This is a genomic window from Pseudomonas sp. 14A, from assembly GCF_018132745.1.
In the GTDB taxonomy this organism is placed as follows: Bacteria; Pseudomonadota; Gammaproteobacteria; order Pseudomonadales; family Pseudomonadaceae; genus Aquipseudomonas; species Aquipseudomonas mercuritolerans.
On record NZ_JAGRQJ010000018.1, the window covers coordinates 746,868 to 764,820 of the forward strand.

Consider the following 17,953-nt stretch of genomic DNA (forward strand, 5'->3'; position numbering starts at 1 on the left):
TTATGCGAGAGTGCTGTGATCGAGGATGGATCCCATGCCTCCTTCGGTAAAGCCCGCGCCCGACAATGACTAGGATAAGCACAGCTTATGTATGACGCCCTCGGTGACCTGTCCCTAGATCTGCTGCGCGCTTTTGAAGCGGCGGCGCGCCATCGCAGTTTTACCGCTGCTGCGGTGGAGCTTGGCACCACGCAACCGGCTATCAGCCAGCAGATAAAACGTCTGGAGGAGCAGCTCGGTACACGCCTGTTCGATCGGATCTACCGGGGCATCGAATTGACTGAGGTGGGCAGCCTGCTTTTCGAGCAAGTTGCCCTAGGTTTGCAGAATATCGACGCAGGATTAAGCGCAATTAGCACTCAACAGCAGCATGAAGTGCTGCAGGTAGCCACCGATTTCGCCTTTGCCGCCTATTGGTTGATGCCGCGTCTGCATCGCTTCCACGAAGCCAATCCGCACATCGATGTCAGCCTGGTCACCAGCGAGCGCAACCACAACATGCTGCGCACCGACATCGACGTGGCGATCCTGTTTGGCGATGGTCGATTCAAGCAGGGCGAGAGCCACTGGTTGTTCAGCGAAGAAGTATTCCCGGTGTGCAGTCCGCTGCTGCTCAAGGAGCGTTCATTGCCGTTGCCCGCTCAGGCACTGCTGGAATTTCCGCTGCTACACCTGCGCGGCGAAAACAGCAGCAACTGGTTCGACTGGAGCGGGCTGTTCCGTCAACTTGGCCTGACTACGCCTCCAGCGCCGGGGCAATTGCGTTTCGACAATTACACCTTGCTGATTCAAGCGGCGATTGGCGGACAAGGCGTGGCGATCGGTTGGCGTCACCTTGTGGATAACTTGCTGGTGCAGGGTTTGCTGTGCCGGCCGCTGGCGGAAACCACTCTTTCGCGGCTTGGGTATTACGTGGTGTTGCCGCAACGCAAGCGTCGGGGTGCGTTGATTCAACTGTTCGTTGACTGGTTGATGGCCGAGCAGGCCAGCAGTGCGGAATCGTTGAACGGGTTGGCGTTGCCTTCTATTGCGGTATGAAGAGCAAAAGATCGGACGATCTTTTACGAATCAGAAGCCGCCACAAAATTCACATGCTGCCCCACATGCAGATTCAACCGCAGCTCATCGGCGATGCCCACCGCGACACGGTTCAGGCGCTCCAGCGGTTCGGCCAGCCCCGGTTCGAGATTGCCGCCGACCTGACTGAAGTGCTCGATGGTCAACCCGGCCACGCCATGCGGCGCATTGACCAAGGTCCAGCGCAGTGAGCTGCTTTGTACCGCCTCGAGGATTTCTTCGGCAGCATGACGCTGCAGACGCTCGTCATTTTCAGGCTCGTCGAGCACACCGAAGTTGCCGACCAGAAACAGGCGCGGCACGCTGGCCAGTTGCAAGCCTTCGACCAAGGCGTCGACTGCCAGCACTTGTTCCACCGGCCCCAGCGTCACCGAGCGCTCAACGTGGTCGCTGCTGAACGGCAACCCCGGAGCGTCCAGCAGGCAAATCACCGCCGAGCTTCCGGCGACGCTTTGATTGACCCGCTCGGCATCGAACAGATCGCCGGTCTTGGTGCGCAACCCCGGACGCGGCGCAAGTGCGGTGAGATCGTCGAGAATGGCGATGACTTCGTGTTGCCGACGGAGCAATTCAGCCATCAATGCACCGCCCAGGCTGGCCATGGCACCATAAAGCACCACTTTGAGCACTGGGGTCTCGGCATTTTTCATGGCTGTTTTCCTTATAGTTGTCCTATATGACCTGTGACGGTGGAAACAGCCAAGGGTTCGAACCGATTGAGAGGCGACACGATGCAAGGGATCAAGGGCTATCACGCCCATGTCTATTTCGACGCGCAAACCATCGACCAGGCGCGGGCCTTGTGCGAACAGGCCGCGCAGTTGTTTGCGCTGAAAATGGGCCGCGTGCACGAACGCCCGGTAGGGCCGCACCCCGACTGGAGCTGCCAACTGGCTTTCGGCCCCGAGCTGATTGGCGAGGTGCTGCCATGGCTGGCACTCAACCGCAGAGGCCTGGTGGTGTTCCTGCATCCGGACACGGGCGACGACTTGCTCGACCACACCGAACACGCGATCTGGATGGGCGCGGTGCGGCCGCTGGATCTGTCGATTTTTTAACCAGATGCTGACGCCGAACTGAAAACGGATATGTCCAGACTGCCAGCCGGCGCTGTCAGTGCGTTTACCCACATCGCTGCCAACCCCGTCTTTATTGGCCCTGGTCGCATCCGACCGCCGGTTGGCCGTTCATTCACCGCTTTCAATAGCGAAAGGTAGCTGAAAGCTTCCCCGATTAGGATCGCCTCACTCCCGGCAACAGACCGGTTGGCCCAAGACCTGTATTTGCTCCACAGGCCCGGCCCAATTAACAACAACAATGGTGATTCTGATGTCCTCTGCAACCCGCCGTTTCTCCCGCTTCCTGCTGGTCACTCCGCCCGTACGCCTCGCGCCTCCCGCTCTGCGCTGATCCCGCCCGATCCGCTCATTCCATTAGCCGCGCTACGCCTGGAGTATTCCCATGCTGACTTTCCTTGGCTTCGCCATGGTCATCACGTTCATGTTCCTGATCATGACCAAGCGCCTGTCCGCGCTGATCGCCCTGATCATCATCCCGATTTTGTTCGCTCTGTTCGGTGGTTTTGCGCCGAAGATCGGCCCGATGATGCTCGAAGGCATCACCAAACTGGCGCCGACCGGCGTGATGCTGATGTTCGCCATTCTGTATTTCGCCCTGATGATCGACTCCGGCCTGTTCGACCCGGCCGTGCGCAAGATCCTCAAACTGGTCAAGGGCGACCCGTTGAAAGTTTCGGTCGGCACCGCCGTTCTGGCGCTCGTCGTTTCCCTCGATGGTGACGGCGCGACCACTTACATGATCTGCGTGGCCGCGATGCTGCCGCTGTACAGTCGCATCGGCATGAGCCCACGAATCATGGCCGGTCTGATCATCCTCGCCGGTGGCGTGATGAACATGACCCCGTGGGGCGGCCCGACCGCTCGCGCAGCGAGTGCCCTGCATGTGGATCCGTCGGACATTTTCGTGCCGATGATCCCGGCGATGGCCGCCGGTGTCGTGGCGATCCTGCTGATTGCCTACTTCTACGGTAAACGTGAACGCGCCCGCCTCGGTGAACTGCACTTGGTCGGCGACGAGATCGATCACAGTGAAATCAGCGTCTCGCAATTCCCAGACGCACGCCGTCCGAAGCTGATCTGGTTCAACGCCGCACTGACTTTCGGCCTGATGTGCACGCTGATCGGTGGCCTGTTGCCGCTGCCGGTGCTGTTCATGGTGGCGTTCAGTATTGCCATGATCGTCAACTACCCGTGCCTGCAAATGCAGAAGGATCGCGTCGCCGCGCATTCCGGCAGCGTGCTGGCAGTGGTCGGGCTGATCTTTGCGGCCGGTATCTTCACCGGTATCCTGTCGGGCACCGGCATGGTCGATGCGATGTCGAAGAGCCTGTTGGCGGTGATTCCGGATTTCCTCGGCCCGTACCTAGCGGTGATTACGGCGCTGGTGAGCATGCCGTTCACCTTCTTCATGTCCAACGACGCTTTCTACTATGGCGTGTTGCCGGTGCTGGCCGAAGCGGCCAGCCACTATGGAATCACTGCGGTGGAAATGGCCCGTGCCTCGATTGTCGGCCAGCCCGTCCACTTGCTGAGCCCGTTGGTGCCGTCGACCTATCTGTTGGTGGCGCTGGCCGGCATCGATTTCGGTGATCACCAGCGTTTTACCCTGAAATGGGCGATCCTGGTGTGTATCTGCATTTTGATTGCTGCACTGCTGTTGGGGACTTTCCCGGTGTTCAGCACTCTATAAGCCCAAGACTCACCGTAACGGGTCCTGGCTTCGCGGTTTGAAGCCCGGACCTTTTTCGGTTTAACAATTGCTCAAAGGAATACACATGGATTGGCTGACCAACCCCGAAATCTGGGTTGCCTTCTTTACCCTGACCGCCCTGGAAATCGTCCTCGGTATCGATAACATCATCATGATTTCGATCCTGGTCAGCCGCATGCCCAAACACATGCAGCAGCGCACGCGGATCTTCGGTCTTGGCTTGGCCATGATCACGCGGATCCTGTTGCTGCTGTCGATCACCTGGGTCATGCGCCTCACTGCCGATCTTTTCGAAGTGTTCGGCCAGGGCATCTCCGGTCGCGACCTGATCCTGTTCTTCGGTGGCCTGTTCCTGTTGTGGAAGAGTTCGCAGGAGATGTACCACGCGCTGGAAGGTGAAGACGAAAGCGACGACGCGCCATCGGGCAAGGGCGGCAACTTCCTCTACACCATCATCCAGATCGCGATCATCGATATCGTCTTCTCGCTGGACTCGGTGATCACCGCCGTCGGCATGGTCTCCCACGTTCCGGTCATGGTCGCGGCGATCGTCGTGGCAGTGCTGGTGATGATGCTGGCGTCGGGCAAGATCAGCGAATTCATCGACAAGCACCCGTCGCTGAAAATGCTCGCCCTGTCCTTCCTGCTGGTGGTCGGTACCGTGCTGATCGCCGAATCGTTCGACGTGCACGTGCCAAAAGGCTACGTCTACTTCGCCATGGCGTTCTCGCTGGCGGTTGAGGCTATCAACATCAAACTGCGCGGCGCGATGGCCAAGAAGAGACAGCAACAGGATCCGGTGAAACTGCGCAAGGATGTTCCGGGCCAATAATCCGGTAGTCCCGGCAGCACGCTACACCCCTGTGGGAGCGAGCCTGCTCGCGAAGATGGAGTGCCAGTCGACAACAATGTTGGCTGGCCCACCGCTTTCGCGAGCAGGCTCGCTCCCACAGTTGTTTTGGGCAACAGAGGGAAAACGTGTCGGATTCGGTGAGTGGATGCATTTGTTTTGATGACACTTTTGTTTCAATCCACGCTTTAGCTGTGCAATGCTGGCGCCGAGACCGTTCGCCAACTACAGCTTAAGTATCAAGAAGGTAGAAACCGCGCGGTGCCGTCCACTTGCCCCTCTGGGGCGCCGCTACTACAGGGGGTCTGCATGCTCACCCTGCTCAATTTGCTGTCCGCCGTCGCCCTGCTGATCTGGGGCACGCACATCGTCCGAACCGGCATCCTGCGGGTTTATGGCACCAATCTGCGACATGTCATCGGCCAGAACATGTCGAGGAAATGGCTGGCGTTCATCGCCGGTATTCTCGTCACCGCCATGGTGCAGAGCAGCAACGCTACGGCGATGCTGGTCACTTCGTTTGTCGGGCAGGGTCTGATGGCGCTGACCCCGGCGCTGGCGACCATGCTCGGCGCAGACGTCGGTACCGCGTTGATGGCGCGGGTGCTGACCCTCGATCTGTCGTGGCTGTCGCCGCTGCTGATTTTCCTCGGGGTGATTTTCTTTCTGTCGCGCAAACAGACGCGGCTCGGGCAGATGGGCCGGGTGTCCATTGGTCTCGGGCTGATCATTCTCGCCCTGCAATTGATCGTCGAGGCCGCCGCGCCGATTACGCACGCGCAAGGGGTGAAGGTGATTTTCGCCTCGCTGACCGGCGACATTTTGCTCGACGCCCTGGTCGGCGCGTTGTTTGCGATGATTTCCTACTCCAGCCTCGCCGCCGTGCTGCTCACCGCCACGCTGGCCGGGGCTGCGGTGATCAGCCTGCCGGTGGCAATCGGTCTGGTGATCGGCGCCAACATCGGCAGCGGCATTCTCGCCTTCATGAGCACCAGCATGCAGAACGCCGCCGGCCGCCAGGTGGCGCTGGGCAGTCTGCTGTACAAACTGATCGGCCTGCTGCTGATCATCCCGGTGCTCGACCCGCTGGTGCACTGGATCGACAGCCTCGATTTCAGCCCGCAGGAAATGGTCATCGGCTTCCACCTGCTCTACAACACCGCGCGCTGCCTGATCCTGCTGCCGAGCGTCGGGCCGATGGCGCGGCTCTGTGCGTGGCTGCTGCCGGAGCGGCCGGAGGTCAACGGAACCGCCAAACCGCGCCATCTCGACCCGACCGCGCTGGTCACGCCGAGCCTGGCGCTGGCCAATGCCGCGCGGGAAACCCTGCGCATGGGCGATCTGCTCGACAACATGCTCGACGCCTCCCTCGATGTGCTGAGCGGCAAGCAGACCGCCGTCACTCAGGAGATGCGCCGACTGACCGACGACGTCGAGGCGCTGTACAGCGCGATCAAGCTGTATCTGGCGCAGATGCCCCGCGAAGATCTCGGCGAGCAGGACAGTCGGCGCTGGGCCGAGATCATCGAACTGGCGATCAACCTGAAACTCGCCGCCGACCTGATCGAGCGCATGCTGCGCAAGATCCAGCAGCAGAAGACTTCGCAACGGCGTTCGTTTTCCGAAGAAGGCCTGGAAGACCTCGCCGGGCTGCAGCAGCAACTGATTGCCAACCTGCGCCTGGGCCTGTCGGTGTTTCTCAGCGGCGACCGCGAGAGCGCGCGGCAGTTGCTGCGGGAGAAACGCCGCTTTCGCGCGCAGGAACGGCGTCTGGCCCATGCGCACGTCAGCCGGTTGCAACGCAAGATCGTGCAGAGTCTGGAGACCAGTTCGCTGCATCTGGAATTGATTGCCGACATGAAACGGCTCAATTCGCTGTTCTGCAGCAGCGCCTATGTCGTGCTGGAAACGGCGGACACCGGCGCGCTGGCGGTGGATGACATGGCCGACATTACGCATTCGCCTTGAACGTCTGGGGCTGGGGTCAGTCAGTTACAGTGGTTCAGCCTTGAGACCGTCATCGCTGGCAAGCCAGCTCCCACAGGGTTTTGTGAGCGCCGCAGATCCTTGTGGGAGCTGGCTTGCCAGCGATGGGGCCTGACTGACGACACGGATCTCCAAATCAGCCGTATGGAAGCCTGTTATGCGTTGCCTGTTGTTCGCCTGTCTGTTGCTCGGTTCCCTGCCCGCCTTTGCCCTGGATCGCTTTCAGGTCGAAGGCTATGCGCTGCCCAACGGTTTGCAACTGATGCTCAAGCCCGGCACCGAGCGTGGGCATGTGGCGATACGGCTGGTGGTCGGCGTCGGCCTCGATGATTTTGGCTGCGACGAGAAAGAGCTGCCGCATTTGCTCGAACACCTGCTGTTCAGCGGTATCGACGCCACCGGCGAAGGCGGTCTGGAAGAACGCATGCAGGCGCTGGGCGGGGACTGGAATGCGTTCACCAGCAATGCCGACACCACGTTCGTCATCGAAGCCCCGGCGAAAAACCAGCGCAAGGTGCTTGACCTGCTGCTCGCGCTGCTGACCCAGACACGCATCGACGACAACGCAATCAACGCGGCGAAACGGGTGGTCGAGCGTGAGGACGGCGGGCATTACACCAGGCTGCAACGTTTCCTCGACCGTCAGGACCTCGGTCATACCGCGAGCAATCAACTGGCTGTCGAGCTGGGACTGAAATGCCCGCAGCGTGCCGAAGTCGGCCATCTGACCCAAGAGCAATTGGAGAAGGTGCGCAAAGCCTGGTACGCGCCGAACAACATGACCCTGATCGTTGTCGGCGAACTCGACAAACTGCTGCCGGCCTATCTCGAGCGTACCTGGGGTGAGCTGGAGCCGGTCGAGCCTACCGAACACCGCGCGCTGCCGGACATCCGCACCAGCGCCGCCCATGAGCGCACCCTTACCCGTGGCTTTATCGGCGACAGCGCCAAACTGCACTGGCTGGTGCCGGAACCGGTGCTCGACGATCAGTACGACCAGACGTTCGACATTCTCAAGGATTACCTCGACTGGGCGCTGTACCGGCAGATTCGCCTCAACCACGGCTTGTCGTACGGGCCGTGGGCCGAGCGTGAAGTATTCGGCGGTGTCGGCTTCATGAGCCTCAACGCGGACCTGGATCGCGATGACGTCGACGAAGCCATCCAGGTACTCGATGACCTCAAAGCCGACCTGCTGAAAAACGGCCTCGACCCGAGCACTTTCGCCCGCATCAAACAAGCCGCCATTGCTCACCAGGCCTGGGCCGTGCAGGGCAACAGCGCGCTGGCGGACTATTACTGGAGCGCGCTGGCCGACTATCAGGATGGCCGCTTTGCCAATCCCGCGCGCGAGCTGCAAGGGGTGACGCTGGAAGCGGCGAACAAGGCGATGCGCGAGCTGTTGCTGCAGCCGGGGTATATCCGGATCGAGAAGCCGTTGATCAGTGATGATCAGGTGTTGTGGCTGGTCGCTGGTGGTGTCGGCGTATTGCTGCTGATCGTGATCGGCTGGCGCCTGCATCGCCGCCACAAAATTGCTGGAAGCCATTAATCCCGTGGTGAGTGAGCACTTGTGGCGAGGGGATTTATTCCCGATGGGCTGCGCAGCAGCTCCAATAAGGGCAGCTCGGTATATCCAGACAAAATTCGCTTGCAGGATCTACGACGGCGGCGCCGCCGATCGGGGATAAATCCCCTCGCCACAGGGGGCATGCGGCGTTAACCTTTCCGGGATTTTCCCCCTATCGTCGTGAACCGCCAAAATGCCAAAACTGACCCTCCTTATCCAGCGCCTTCTCGAGCTGATGAAGCGCTACCCCGGGTTGATCGCGGCGGGTGGTTTCATTTCCGGGGTCGGCAGTTTCATCCTCGTCGATCGCCAACAGGGGCTGGCCAGCTGGATCACGGTGATCATGCTGCTCAGCTGGATCTGGCTGATGCTGGAAAACACCCTGACCGGCCTGTTCACGAGAATCTTTAAACGCGAGATTCCCCAGCCGCTGCTGCGCTACGCGACGCAGATGATCCATCAGGAAAGCCTGTTTTTCGTCCTGCCGTTCTTCTTCATCACCACCACGTGGAACAGCGGCCAGTTTGTCTTCACGGGGCTGCTCAGCGTTGCTGCACTGATCTCTATCGTCGATCCGCTGTACTACAAATGGCTGGCGCCACGGCGCTGGGCGTTTCTCGCGCTGCACACCCTGACCCTGTTCGCCGCCCTGCTCACCGCGCTGCCAGTGATCATGCACCTGACCACCGCGCAGAGTTTCAAATGGGCGCTGGGGATTGCCGTGCTGCTGTCGTTCCCGAGCCTGGCGTCGATCTTCCCGATCCGCACGGTGCGCAATGCCCTGGCGATTCTGTTCATCACAGTCGGCATCGGCGGCGTCGGTTGGGCGCTGCGTTCGTGGGTGCCGCCGGCAACGCTGTGGATGACCGACGTAGCGATCAGCACGCAGCTGCAGGATCGCACCCCCGGCGCCAGCCTCGATACCGTCAGCGCCGAGCAGATCCGCAGCGGCGGGCTCTACGCCTACACTGCGATCAACGCGCCGCGCGGTCTCGACGAGCGGATTTATCACGTGTGGACCTTCAACGGCAAAGAGGTCGACCGCATCGCCCTCGACATCCATGGCGGGCGCAAGGAAGGCTACCGGGCGTGGACGCACAAACAGAATTTCCCCGGCAACCCGGCGGGCAAGTGGCAGGTGCGGGTGTTGACCGAGGACGGGCAGTTGATCGGCGTGCTGCGTTTCGCTATCACCGACAGCACACCGGCCAAAGAAAAGTAATCCGGTTCGTGCTATTACGTAGGATCTCGTAACGGCCGTACAAGCACGGAGCTTATGACCAGCAGCCCAACCCCCGGCAGTGCCCACCTGGACACCGCGTTCAGCCCTGCCCGCCTGCGGGTCAGCGGCGACTGGACGCTCGCCCATTACACCGCGCTCAAGCACCTGAGCGAAAAGCTCCATGGCCAGTACGACGCCAATACACCGATAGACCTCAACGACCTCGGTGCCCTCGACACCGCTGGCGCATCGTTGCTGGTCGAGCTGCTCGGTTCCGAACGCTTGGGCAAAACCGCCGAACACCCCGATTGCACCCTTTCAACTGCCGACCGCGCCTTGCTGCAAACCGTGTACTGCTCGCTGAGTGATTTCTGCGTGCCGATCAAGGAGCCGGAGGTCAGCGTCAGCGTGCAACTGCTGACGCGCATCGGCCGCGCAGTGGATACGGTGTGGAAAGACACGATGCAGCTGCTTGGCTTCGTCGGCCTGATTCTCGAAGTCATCGCCCGTGGTCTGTTGCGGCCCAAGCGCTGGCGCATTACACCGATGATCGCGCACATCGAGCAGACCGGTCTCGACGCCGCGCCGATCGTGGCCCTGCTGACGTTTCTGGTCGGCGCGGTGGTGGCGTTTCTCGGCGCCACAGTGCTGGCCAGTTTCGGCGCGACGATTTTTACCGTGGACCTGGTCGGCTTCTCGTTCCTGCGCGAATTCGGCGTGCTGCTCACGGCGATCCTGATGGCCGGGCGCACCGCCAGTGCCTTCACCGCGCAGATCGGCTCGATGAAGGCCAACGAAGAAATCGACGCGATCCGCACACTCGGCCTCGACCCCATCGAGTTGCTGGTAGTGCCGCGCGTGCTGGCGCTGCTGGTGGCGCTGCCGATGCTGACGTTCCTGGCGATGCTCTCGGGGATTGTTGGCGGCGGCGTGGTCTGCGCAGTGTCGCTGGACATCTCGCCGGCGATGTTCCTCTCGCTGCTGCAATCGGACATCGGCATTCAGCATTTTCTGGTCGGCTTGGTGAAGGCGCCGATCTTCGCCTTCCTGATCGCGGCGATCGGTTGCCTGGAAGGCTTCAAGGTCAGCGGCAGCGCCGAGTCGGTCGGCGCGCACACCACGTCCAGCGTGGTCCAGTCGATTTTCGTGGTGATCGTGCTCGATGCGGTGGCCGCGCTGTTTTTCATGGAGATGGGCTGGTGAGTCGTCTACCCCGCGCGCCCTCGGAGGCGGTGATCGAAGTCCGTGGCCTGTGCAATCGCTTCGGCCCGCAGAGCGTGCACGAGAACCTTGATCTGGACGTGTACAAGGGCGAAATCCTCGCCGTGGTCGGTGGCTCCGGCACCGGCAAATCGGTGTTGCTGCGCAGCATCGTCGGGCTGAATCGGCCCAGCGAGGGCATGGTCAAGGTCTTCGGCCAGAACCTGCCGAATCTGCCCGAGCATGAACGCTCATTGATCGAAAGGCGCTTTGGTGTGTTGTTTCAGAAAGGCGCGCTGTTTTCCTCGCTGACCGTGACCGAGAATGTCGCCCTGCCCCTTATCGAACACGCCGGCCTCAGCCGTCACGACGCCGAGCATCTGGCGGCGGTGAAACTGGCGCTGGCCGGGCTGCCGTTGTCGGCGGCGGACAAATACCCGGCGTCGCTGTCCGGCGGCATGATCAAGCGTGCGGCGCTGGCGCGGGCCCTGGCGCTGGATCCGGACATTCTGTTTCTCGACGAACCCACCGCCGGCCTAGATCCGATCGGCGCGGCGCAGTTCGATCAGTTGATCCTGACCCTGCGTGATGCGTTGGGTCTGAGTGTGTTCCTGGTCACCCACGATCTCGACACGCTGTACACCATCACCGATCGCGTGGCGGTGCTGGCGCAAAAGAAAGTGCTGGTTGCCGGCCCTATCGACGACGTCTCTGAAACCGCCGACGCGTGGATTCACGAATACTTCCACGGCCCGCGCGGCCGCTCGGCGCTGGACGCCGCCAAACTGCTCAACGAGGTCTGATATGGAAACCCGAGCCCATCATGTGTTGATCGGCCTGTTCACGGTGATCGTCGTGGCCGGCGCCCTGCTCTTCGGCCTGTTTCTGGCCAAATCCAGCGTCGACACCGAGTTCAAGGATTACGAAGTGGTATTCAACGAGGCGGTCAGCGGTCTGTCCAAGGGCAGCTCGGTGCAGTACAGCGGGATCAAGGTCGGTGACGTGGTCAGCCTGCGCCTTGATCCGCAGGACCCGCGCCGGGTGCTGGCGCGGATTCGTCTGGCGGGCGACACGCCGGTCAAGGAAGACACCCAGGCCAAACTGGCGCTGACCGGGATCACCGGCACCTCGATCATCCAGCTCAGTGGCGGCACACCCGAGAGCCCAAAACTGCGCGGGCATGACGGCAAGCTGCCGACGCTGATCGCCTCGCCCTCGCCTATTTCGCGTCTGCTCAATGACAGCAGCGACTTGATGACCGGCATCAGCGCCCTGCTGCAAAACGCCAACCACATGTTCTCCGCGGAAAACGTCGAGCGCGTGAGCAAGACCCTCGCCCATCTGGAACAGACCACCGGTACCATCAACGACCAGCGCGGCGACATCAAACAAGCCATGCAGCAACTGGCGACCGTCGGCAAACAGGCCGGCAGCATGCTCGAGCAGACCTCACTGCTGATGCGCAACGCCAACGGCCTGCTCAATGATCAGGGCAAACAGGCTTTGGGCAGCGCCGAGCAGGCGATGAAATCGCTTGAGCAAAGCAGCGTGACCATCAACGGTTTGCTCAGCAAAAACCAGAATTCCCTGGATAACGGCATGCAGGGCCTCAACGGCCTGGCCCCGGCGATTCGCGAGCTGCGCGAAACGCTGACCTCGCTGCGCGCCATTTCCCAACGCCTCGAGGCCAACCCCAGCGGCTACCTGCTGGGCAGCGACAAGAACAAGGAATTCACCCCATGAAGCTGACTCGAATCGCCCTGCTCGGCGCTGGCCTGACCCTGATCGGCGCGTGCTCGATCTTGCCCAAGTCGGAACCCTCGGACGTCTACCGCCTGCCTGCCGCACCGACGCACGCATCGGCCAGCCCGGCGACGGTTCAGCCGTGGTCGCTGCGCTTGAATAAATTGCAGGCCAGCGAAGCACTGAACCGGCCGAGCATTGCCGTGATCCCGCAGGGCGATGTGATCAGCAGCTACAAGGGCTCGCGCTGGAGCGATCCGGCGCCGGTACTGCTGCGCAATCGCCTGCTCGATGGATTTCAGCGTGATGGTCGGGTGACGCTGCTGAGCACCGACGACAGCAACTTCCAGGCGGACCTGGAACTGGGCGGCAGTTTGCAGGCGTTTCAGACCGAATATCAGGGCACCCAGGCCGGCGTCGTGGTGCGGGTCGATGCATTGCTGGTGCGCGGCTATGACCAGCGCATCCTCGCCAGCCGCCGTTTTGAAGAGCGCCAGCCGTTGAATGATGTGCAGGTGCCAGCGGTGGTCGCCGGGTTTGGTAAGGCCAGTGATCGCCTTACGGCCAAGGTTGTGGCCTGGGCCGTGGAGCAAGGCCAGAAACTCGCCCCGCAACCGCGCTGACACACCACAACTCCTGTGGGAGCGAGCCTGCTCGCGAAAGCGGTTTATCAGTCACTTAAGCGTTGACTGACACTCCGACTTCGCGAGCAGGCTCGCTCCCACATGGGAATTTTGCTCAGCCGAAGAACCAGTAGCAGACAGCGATAGCGCCGACCACACCAGCGAACTCCGCCAGCAACGCACACCCCACCGCGTGCCGTGCGCGTTGAATCCCCACCGCGCCGAAGTACACCGCCAGCACATAGAACGTGGTTTCGGTACTGCCCTGCACCGTCGCCGCGACCAGCGCCGGGAAGCTGTCGACGCCGGAAGTCTGCATGGTCTCGATGAGCATCGCCCGCGCCGCGCTGCCGGAAAACGGTTTGACCATCGCCGTCGGCAATGCATCGACGAAGCGCGTGTCCCAACCGGCCCACTCGACCAGATGGCGAATGCCGTCCAGGCCGAAATCCAGCGCACCAGACGCGCGCAGCACGCCAACCGCACACAGCATCGCGACCAGATACGGCAAAAGATTCTTCGCCACATCGAAGCCTTCTTTCGCGCCTTCGACGAACGCCTCGTACACCTTGACCTTGCGCATTGCGCCGATCAGCAGGAACAGCATGATCAAGCCGAACAGCGTGAGATTGCCGAGGATCGACGACAATCCCGCCAGTGCTGTCGCAGAAAGCGTACCAAGCAGGGCCATGAAGCCGCCAAGGATCAGCGCGCCGGGCAGCAGATAGGCGAGGACCACCGGGTCCCAGATGCGCAGGCGCTGCATGAAGGCTACGGAAAGAAAACCGACAATGGTCGAGCAACTGGTCGCCAGCAGAATCGGCAGGAACACCAGCGTCGGATCCGGCGCGCCTTGCTGGGCGCGGTACATGAAGATGGTCACGGGCAGCAGGGTCAACGACGAGGCATTGAGCACCAGAAAGAGGATCTGCGCGTTGCTGGCGATGGTGGCGCTGGGATTGAGCTCCTGCAACGCTTTCATGGCTTTCAGGCCGATCGGGGTGGCGGCGTTATCCAGGCCCAGGCCGTTGGCGGCGAAGTTCAGCGTGATCAGGCCGAGGGCAGGGTGACCGGCCGGTACTTCCGGCATCAGCCGCAGAAACAGCGGGCCGAGGACCTTGGCCAGCCATTCGACGATCCCGGCCTTTTCGGCGATGCGCAGAAAGCCCAGCCACAAGGTGAGGGTGCCGAACAGCAGGACCATGACTTCGACCGAGAGCTTGGCCATGGCGAAAATGCTTTCCACCATCGCCGCGAAGATCCCGGCGTTGCCGCCGATCAGCCACTGCGCCAGCGCCGACACGGCTGCCACGATGAAGAAGCCAAGCCACAGGCCATTAAGCATCAGTCAAATCCCCCGAAGAATGCGGCGAATGATAGCGGGGTCGCCAGAAACGACAAACCCCGGATTTCTCCGGGGTTCGTTGGTGGGGCTTGCATCAATCATTGTGGGAGCGAGCCTGCTTGCGAAGAGGCCGGAACATTCAACATCTCTGTAGATTGATACACCGTCTTCGCGAGCAGGCTCGCTCCCACAGGGTTTTGCATCAGTTCTTGGAAATCTCGCCCGCCGGCAGTTTTTCCTTGCTGCGCCAGTGCGGCAGGGAGTTCCAGTAGCGCTCGCCCTTGGCGTCGTCGTACATGCCTTCCCAGCGCGCGATCACCAGCACCGCCAGGGCGTTACCGATCACGTTCAGTGCGGTACGCGCCATGTCCATGATGCGGTCGACACCAGCGATGAACGCCAGGCCTTCCAGCGGAATACCCACGCTGCCCAGAGTGGCCAGCAGCACTACGAAGGACACACCCGGTACGCCGGCGATGCCTTTGGAGGTGACCATCAGGGTCAACACCAGCAGCAGTTGCTGGCTGATCGACAGGTCGATGCCGTACAGCTGGGCAATGAAGATCGCCGCGATCGACTGGTACAGGGTCGAGCCGTCGAGGTTGAACGAGTAACCGGTCGGTACCACGAAGCTGCAGATGGCTTTCGGCGCGCCGTAGGCTTCCATCTTCTCGATGACACGTGGCAGCACGGTTTCCGAGGAAGCGGTGGAGTAGGCCAGCACCAGCTCATCCTTGAAGATACGCATCAGCTTGAGCACCGAGAAGCCGAACAGCTTGGCGATCAGGCCCAGCACGACGAAGGCGAAGAAGGCGATGGCGACGTAAACCAGAATCACCAGTTTCGCCAGCGGCAGCAGCGAGGCGAAGCCGAAGTTGGCCACGGTCACCGCGATCAGGGCGAACACGCCGATCGGGGCGTAGTTCATGATCATGTGGGTGACTTTGAACATGCTTTCCGAAACGCCCTGGAACATCTTCACCAGCGGCTCGCGCAGGTCCGACTGCAGGCTCGACAGGCCGAGACCGAACAGCACGGAGAAGAAGATGATCGGCAGCATTTCGCCGCGAGCCATGGCCGCGAAGATGTTCGACGGGATCAGGTTGAGGATGGTTTCGATGAATGCATGTTCATGCTGCACTTCGGCGGCGGTCGCCTGGTACTTCGAGATGTCGACCGTGCCCAGAGTGCTCATGTCGATGCCGGTGCCCGGATGGAACACGTTGGCCAGCACCAGGCCGACAACGATGGCGATGGTGGTGACGATCTCGAAATAGATGATGGTCTTCAGGCCGATACGCCCGAGTTTCTTGGCGTCGCCGACGCCAGCGATGCCGACGATCAGCGAGGAAATGACGATCGGGATCACGATCATCTTGATCAGACGGATAAAGATATCGCCTGCCGGTTGCAGGACGTTGCTGATCCACCAGGCCTTTTCGGCGCTGAAGTGGTTGAGCAACGCACCCAGTGCAATCCCCAGAACCAGACCGATGAGGATCTGCCAGGCGAGGCTGATTTTTGCCTTCTTCATTATCTTTACCCTTACTTGCGTTTGACTCAGGCACATGCAGGAACTGGAACGCTCATCAGCGGAAAAGTCTGTGCATCTGCCTCCGTATAAGGTGCCCCGAAGCGCGTGTTTACGGCTCTTCGGCAGGCGAAAAAAGGCGCAACTATTCCGATGCAAGGTGGCGCCGTCTAATGCCGTAAACGCCTACCCTATGCCTAATCGGCATGAGCTTTTTCATTTGAAACTGGCGTCCCAAGCGGTTCGATTGTGACATTTGTGCCGGCATAAGTGCCGTGAACCGGCCGTTACAGCGTAGGCTGGTTATATTTTGCACAGGCAAAACCGGCAGAAATTTCCGGAAAAAGTCTGAATCGCAAGACTAGAAGTCACACGGAACGAGCGCGATCTTTGTCGATATACGGTCGCCAGGAAACACCACGAAATGTTTTCCTCGCAGTGTCGACGATTGAAAAAAGGAATTTGGCGTGCTGGATCAATGTTTTAGCTGATTCAAAGCCCAGCGCAGATTCGTCAGACCACCGGGTCGACGAACCTGCGGCGCAGCTTTTACCCTGACCCGGCCCTTGCGCAGGTACTCCCTGTACCCGTAGGTCACTCCGACCCTGTATCAGTCAGAACGTCCCGGCCCCCTGGTCATGCACCGACCCTCATCGGGCGGTGCAATGGAAAGCAGCGGGGCGCTGCTTTCGTGTTCGAAATCTTTACGCGTCCTGCATCAGTACCACTTCGGATCTTTCTTCAGGGTTTCCATCAGCAGATCCTGCATGCCCTGATCAGGTTTGCCGAAGAAGCGATAAGTCGCGTGTCGCGTCGGCGACTTGTCCTGCGGCAGACCTTCCGGCACATCGACCAGCATGGCGTAGGCGTCATCCTTGTCGAAGCTGAAGGCCACGATCAAACGGTGATTCAGACACTTGTCCTGACTCTCGCAGAGCGGGCCGACCAGATACTGATCGCCATCTTCCGTAACGGCATGCATCTGTTGTTCGGAGGTGCCGGACAGGTTGATCACCCATTCCGGTACGCGCTCTTCCTTTTTGATCACGCCTTCCCAGGTTTCACGGTACTGCGCGTCGGAGGCGAGCAGTTCGTTGACCCGGGTCTGGCCGTCATTGGCCGCCATGGCCATGGCACTGCCGCCCAGAAGCAGGGCGGCGGCCAATGTCTTGAGACCGATCATCGTTAACCTCGGCCGCGACGGCCAAAGAAGAAGGAAGCGATGAACATCACCAGGAACACGACAAAGAGAATCTTGGCGATACCCGTGGCAGTGCCCGCGATACCACCGAAGCCCAGAACGGCGGCGATGATGGCAATGATCAAGAATGTAATTGCCCAGCTCAACATGGTGATTCTCCTTACTTCTCTATTTAGGGGTGTTTCCGGTTTCCGGCGCTACGCGCCCGAATGTGTTCAAAGGCTTAGAAAACCCAGCGCTCTTCCCGTGGCAATTGATCCAGCGGTTGCGCCTGGTCGACATCGATCATGTGCATCGAAGCGTTTTCAGCTTGGCTGCTGCTCACGGCACTGAAGTGCGTTTGAGTGCTGTGCTGCATCGAAATCAGTGGCTCGGGCTTACGGCTGTTTTCCCAGCTCATGTACTGCTGGCAGACGATCAGGGTGATCAGCAACGCCAGTACACCGAACAGACCTTGCTGGATCTGCAGTGGCGAAATAGGTACTTGGGCGGCGATTGGGCGAGTCATCCTGTGTTCCTCACGCTTGTTCTGTTGGGGCAGTGCTGTTCTGCCCGGGCTGAGTGAGGTATTGCAGCCTGCATGCCAGTTTTTTGGTGTAAAAAATTATCAATAAAAACAACAGGTTACGTACTCTTCGGAAATTTCCTGCGACGCATCCTGCACGATGGCTCTTCTGCGGTCGTGCGCAATGCACGATTATTTCGTGGGAAATTTCGATGATATGGAATTGCTACCGGTACGCAGATGTCAGAAGAGGACGCAGGATCTGCCCTGCAAAACGCAGAAGGTTTTAAAACTCAACGAAATCAATGAA

The 17,953-nt window shown here is 60.5% G+C and carries 17 protein-coding genes; 11 read left to right on the top strand and 6 right to left on the bottom strand.

Annotated elements, in window-relative coordinates; all coding sequences use genetic code 11:
* The first annotated feature begins 87 nt into the window (after positions 1-87).
* Positions 88-1,038 carry a LysR family transcriptional regulator gene (locus PS14A_RS26000; protein ID WP_212617545.1) on the top strand — a complete coding sequence of 317 codons (951 nt, stop codon included), beginning with the start codon at positions 88-90 and terminating at the stop codon, positions 1,036-1,038.
* Positions 1,039-1,061: 23 nt separating this feature from the next.
* Here PS14A_RS26000 and PS14A_RS26005 read toward each other — a convergent pair whose 3' ends face one another.
* A complete protein-coding gene (locus PS14A_RS26005) occupies positions 1,062-1,727 on the bottom strand; it encodes an NAD(P)H-binding protein (RefSeq protein WP_212617546.1) in 666 nt (221 codons plus the stop codon).
* Positions 1,728-1,808: 81 nt separating this feature from the next.
* On the opposite strand from PS14A_RS26005, the gene PS14A_RS26010 reads away from it, so the two are divergent.
* The 10 genes from PS14A_RS26010 (at position 1,809) to PS14A_RS26055 (ending at position 13,061) form a co-directional block, all read left to right on the top strand.
* On the top strand, positions 1,809-2,135 hold the full coding sequence (locus PS14A_RS26010; protein ID WP_212617547.1) for a DOPA 4,5-dioxygenase family protein: 327 nt from the start codon (positions 1,809-1,811) through the stop codon (positions 2,133-2,135).
* 403 nt (positions 2,136-2,538) lie between these two features.
* Positions 2,539-3,846 (top strand): CitMHS family transporter, encoded by a 1,308-nt coding sequence (locus tag PS14A_RS26015; protein ID WP_039757164.1) that lies wholly within the window; start codon positions 2,539-2,541, stop codon positions 3,844-3,846.
* An 85-nt stretch (positions 3,847-3,931) separates the two neighbouring features.
* Positions 3,932-4,699 carry a TerC family protein gene (locus tag PS14A_RS26020; protein ID WP_071173939.1) on the top strand — a complete coding sequence of 256 codons (768 nt, stop codon included), beginning with the start codon at positions 3,932-3,934 and terminating at the stop codon, positions 4,697-4,699.
* 327 nt (positions 4,700-5,026) lie between these two features.
* The gene (locus PS14A_RS26025) at positions 5,027-6,685 is read left to right on the top strand and encodes a Na/Pi cotransporter family protein (protein WP_212617548.1); all 1,659 of its coding nucleotides are present in this window, start codon (positions 5,027-5,029) and stop codon (positions 6,683-6,685) included.
* A 175-nt stretch (positions 6,686-6,860) separates the two neighbouring features.
* Complete coding sequence (locus PS14A_RS26030; protein WP_212617549.1) at positions 6,861-8,255, top strand: insulinase family protein; 1,395 nt, start codon at positions 6,861-6,863, stop codon at positions 8,253-8,255.
* Positions 8,256-8,466: 211 nt separating this feature from the next.
* Positions 8,467-9,495 carry a DUF5924 family protein gene (locus PS14A_RS26035; RefSeq protein ID WP_024014974.1) on the top strand — a complete coding sequence of 343 codons (1,029 nt, stop codon included), beginning with the start codon at positions 8,467-8,469 and terminating at the stop codon, positions 9,493-9,495.
* 54 nt (positions 9,496-9,549) lie between these two features.
* Positions 9,550-10,698: an ABC transporter permease gene (locus PS14A_RS26040; RefSeq protein WP_130910438.1), complete on the top strand. Its 1,149-nt coding sequence runs from the start codon at positions 9,550-9,552 to the stop codon at positions 10,696-10,698.
* Positions 10,695-11,498, top strand: coding sequence for an ATP-binding cassette domain-containing protein (locus PS14A_RS26045; RefSeq protein WP_122506332.1), 804 nt, complete (start codon positions 10,695-10,697; stop codon positions 11,496-11,498). Before PS14A_RS26040 ends, PS14A_RS26045 begins: the two co-directional genes overlap by 4 nt.
* A 1-nt stretch (position 11,499) precedes the next feature.
* On the top strand, positions 11,500-12,438 hold the full coding sequence (locus PS14A_RS26050; protein WP_130910437.1) for an MlaD family protein: 939 nt from the start codon (positions 11,500-11,502) through the stop codon (positions 12,436-12,438).
* A complete protein-coding gene (locus tag PS14A_RS26055; protein WP_212617550.1) occupies positions 12,435-13,061 on the top strand; it encodes an ABC-type transport auxiliary lipoprotein family protein in 627 nt (208 codons plus the stop codon). Before PS14A_RS26050 ends, PS14A_RS26055 begins: the two co-directional genes overlap by 4 nt.
* 115 nt (positions 13,062-13,176) lie before the next feature.
* Here PS14A_RS26055 and PS14A_RS26060 read toward each other — a convergent pair whose 3' ends face one another.
* The 5 genes from PS14A_RS26060 to PS14A_RS26080 form a co-directional block, all read right to left on the bottom strand.
* Positions 13,177-14,406, bottom strand: coding sequence for a spore maturation protein (locus PS14A_RS26060; protein ID WP_130910435.1), 1,230 nt, complete (start codon positions 14,404-14,406; stop codon positions 13,177-13,179).
* A gap of 202 nt (positions 14,407-14,608) precedes the next feature.
* Positions 14,609-15,940, bottom strand: coding sequence for a glutamate/aspartate:proton symporter GltP (gene gltP, locus PS14A_RS26065; protein ID WP_039757150.1), 1,332 nt, complete (start codon positions 15,938-15,940; stop codon positions 14,609-14,611).
* Between the two features lie 715 nt (positions 15,941-16,655).
* Positions 16,656-17,120, bottom strand: a complete 465-nt coding sequence (locus PS14A_RS26070; RefSeq protein WP_016772356.1) for an inhibitor of vertebrate lysozyme family protein — start codon at positions 17,118-17,120, stop codon at positions 16,656-16,658.
* 2 nt (positions 17,121-17,122) lie between these two features.
* Positions 17,123-17,287, bottom strand: a complete 165-nt coding sequence (locus tag PS14A_RS26075) for a DUF1328 domain-containing protein (RefSeq protein WP_003177151.1) — start codon at positions 17,285-17,287, stop codon at positions 17,123-17,125.
* A gap of 74 nt (positions 17,288-17,361) precedes the next feature.
* Positions 17,362-17,646, bottom strand: coding sequence for a hypothetical protein (locus PS14A_RS26080; protein WP_212617551.1), 285 nt, complete (start codon positions 17,644-17,646; stop codon positions 17,362-17,364).
* Positions 17,647-17,953 lie beyond the last annotated feature (307 nt).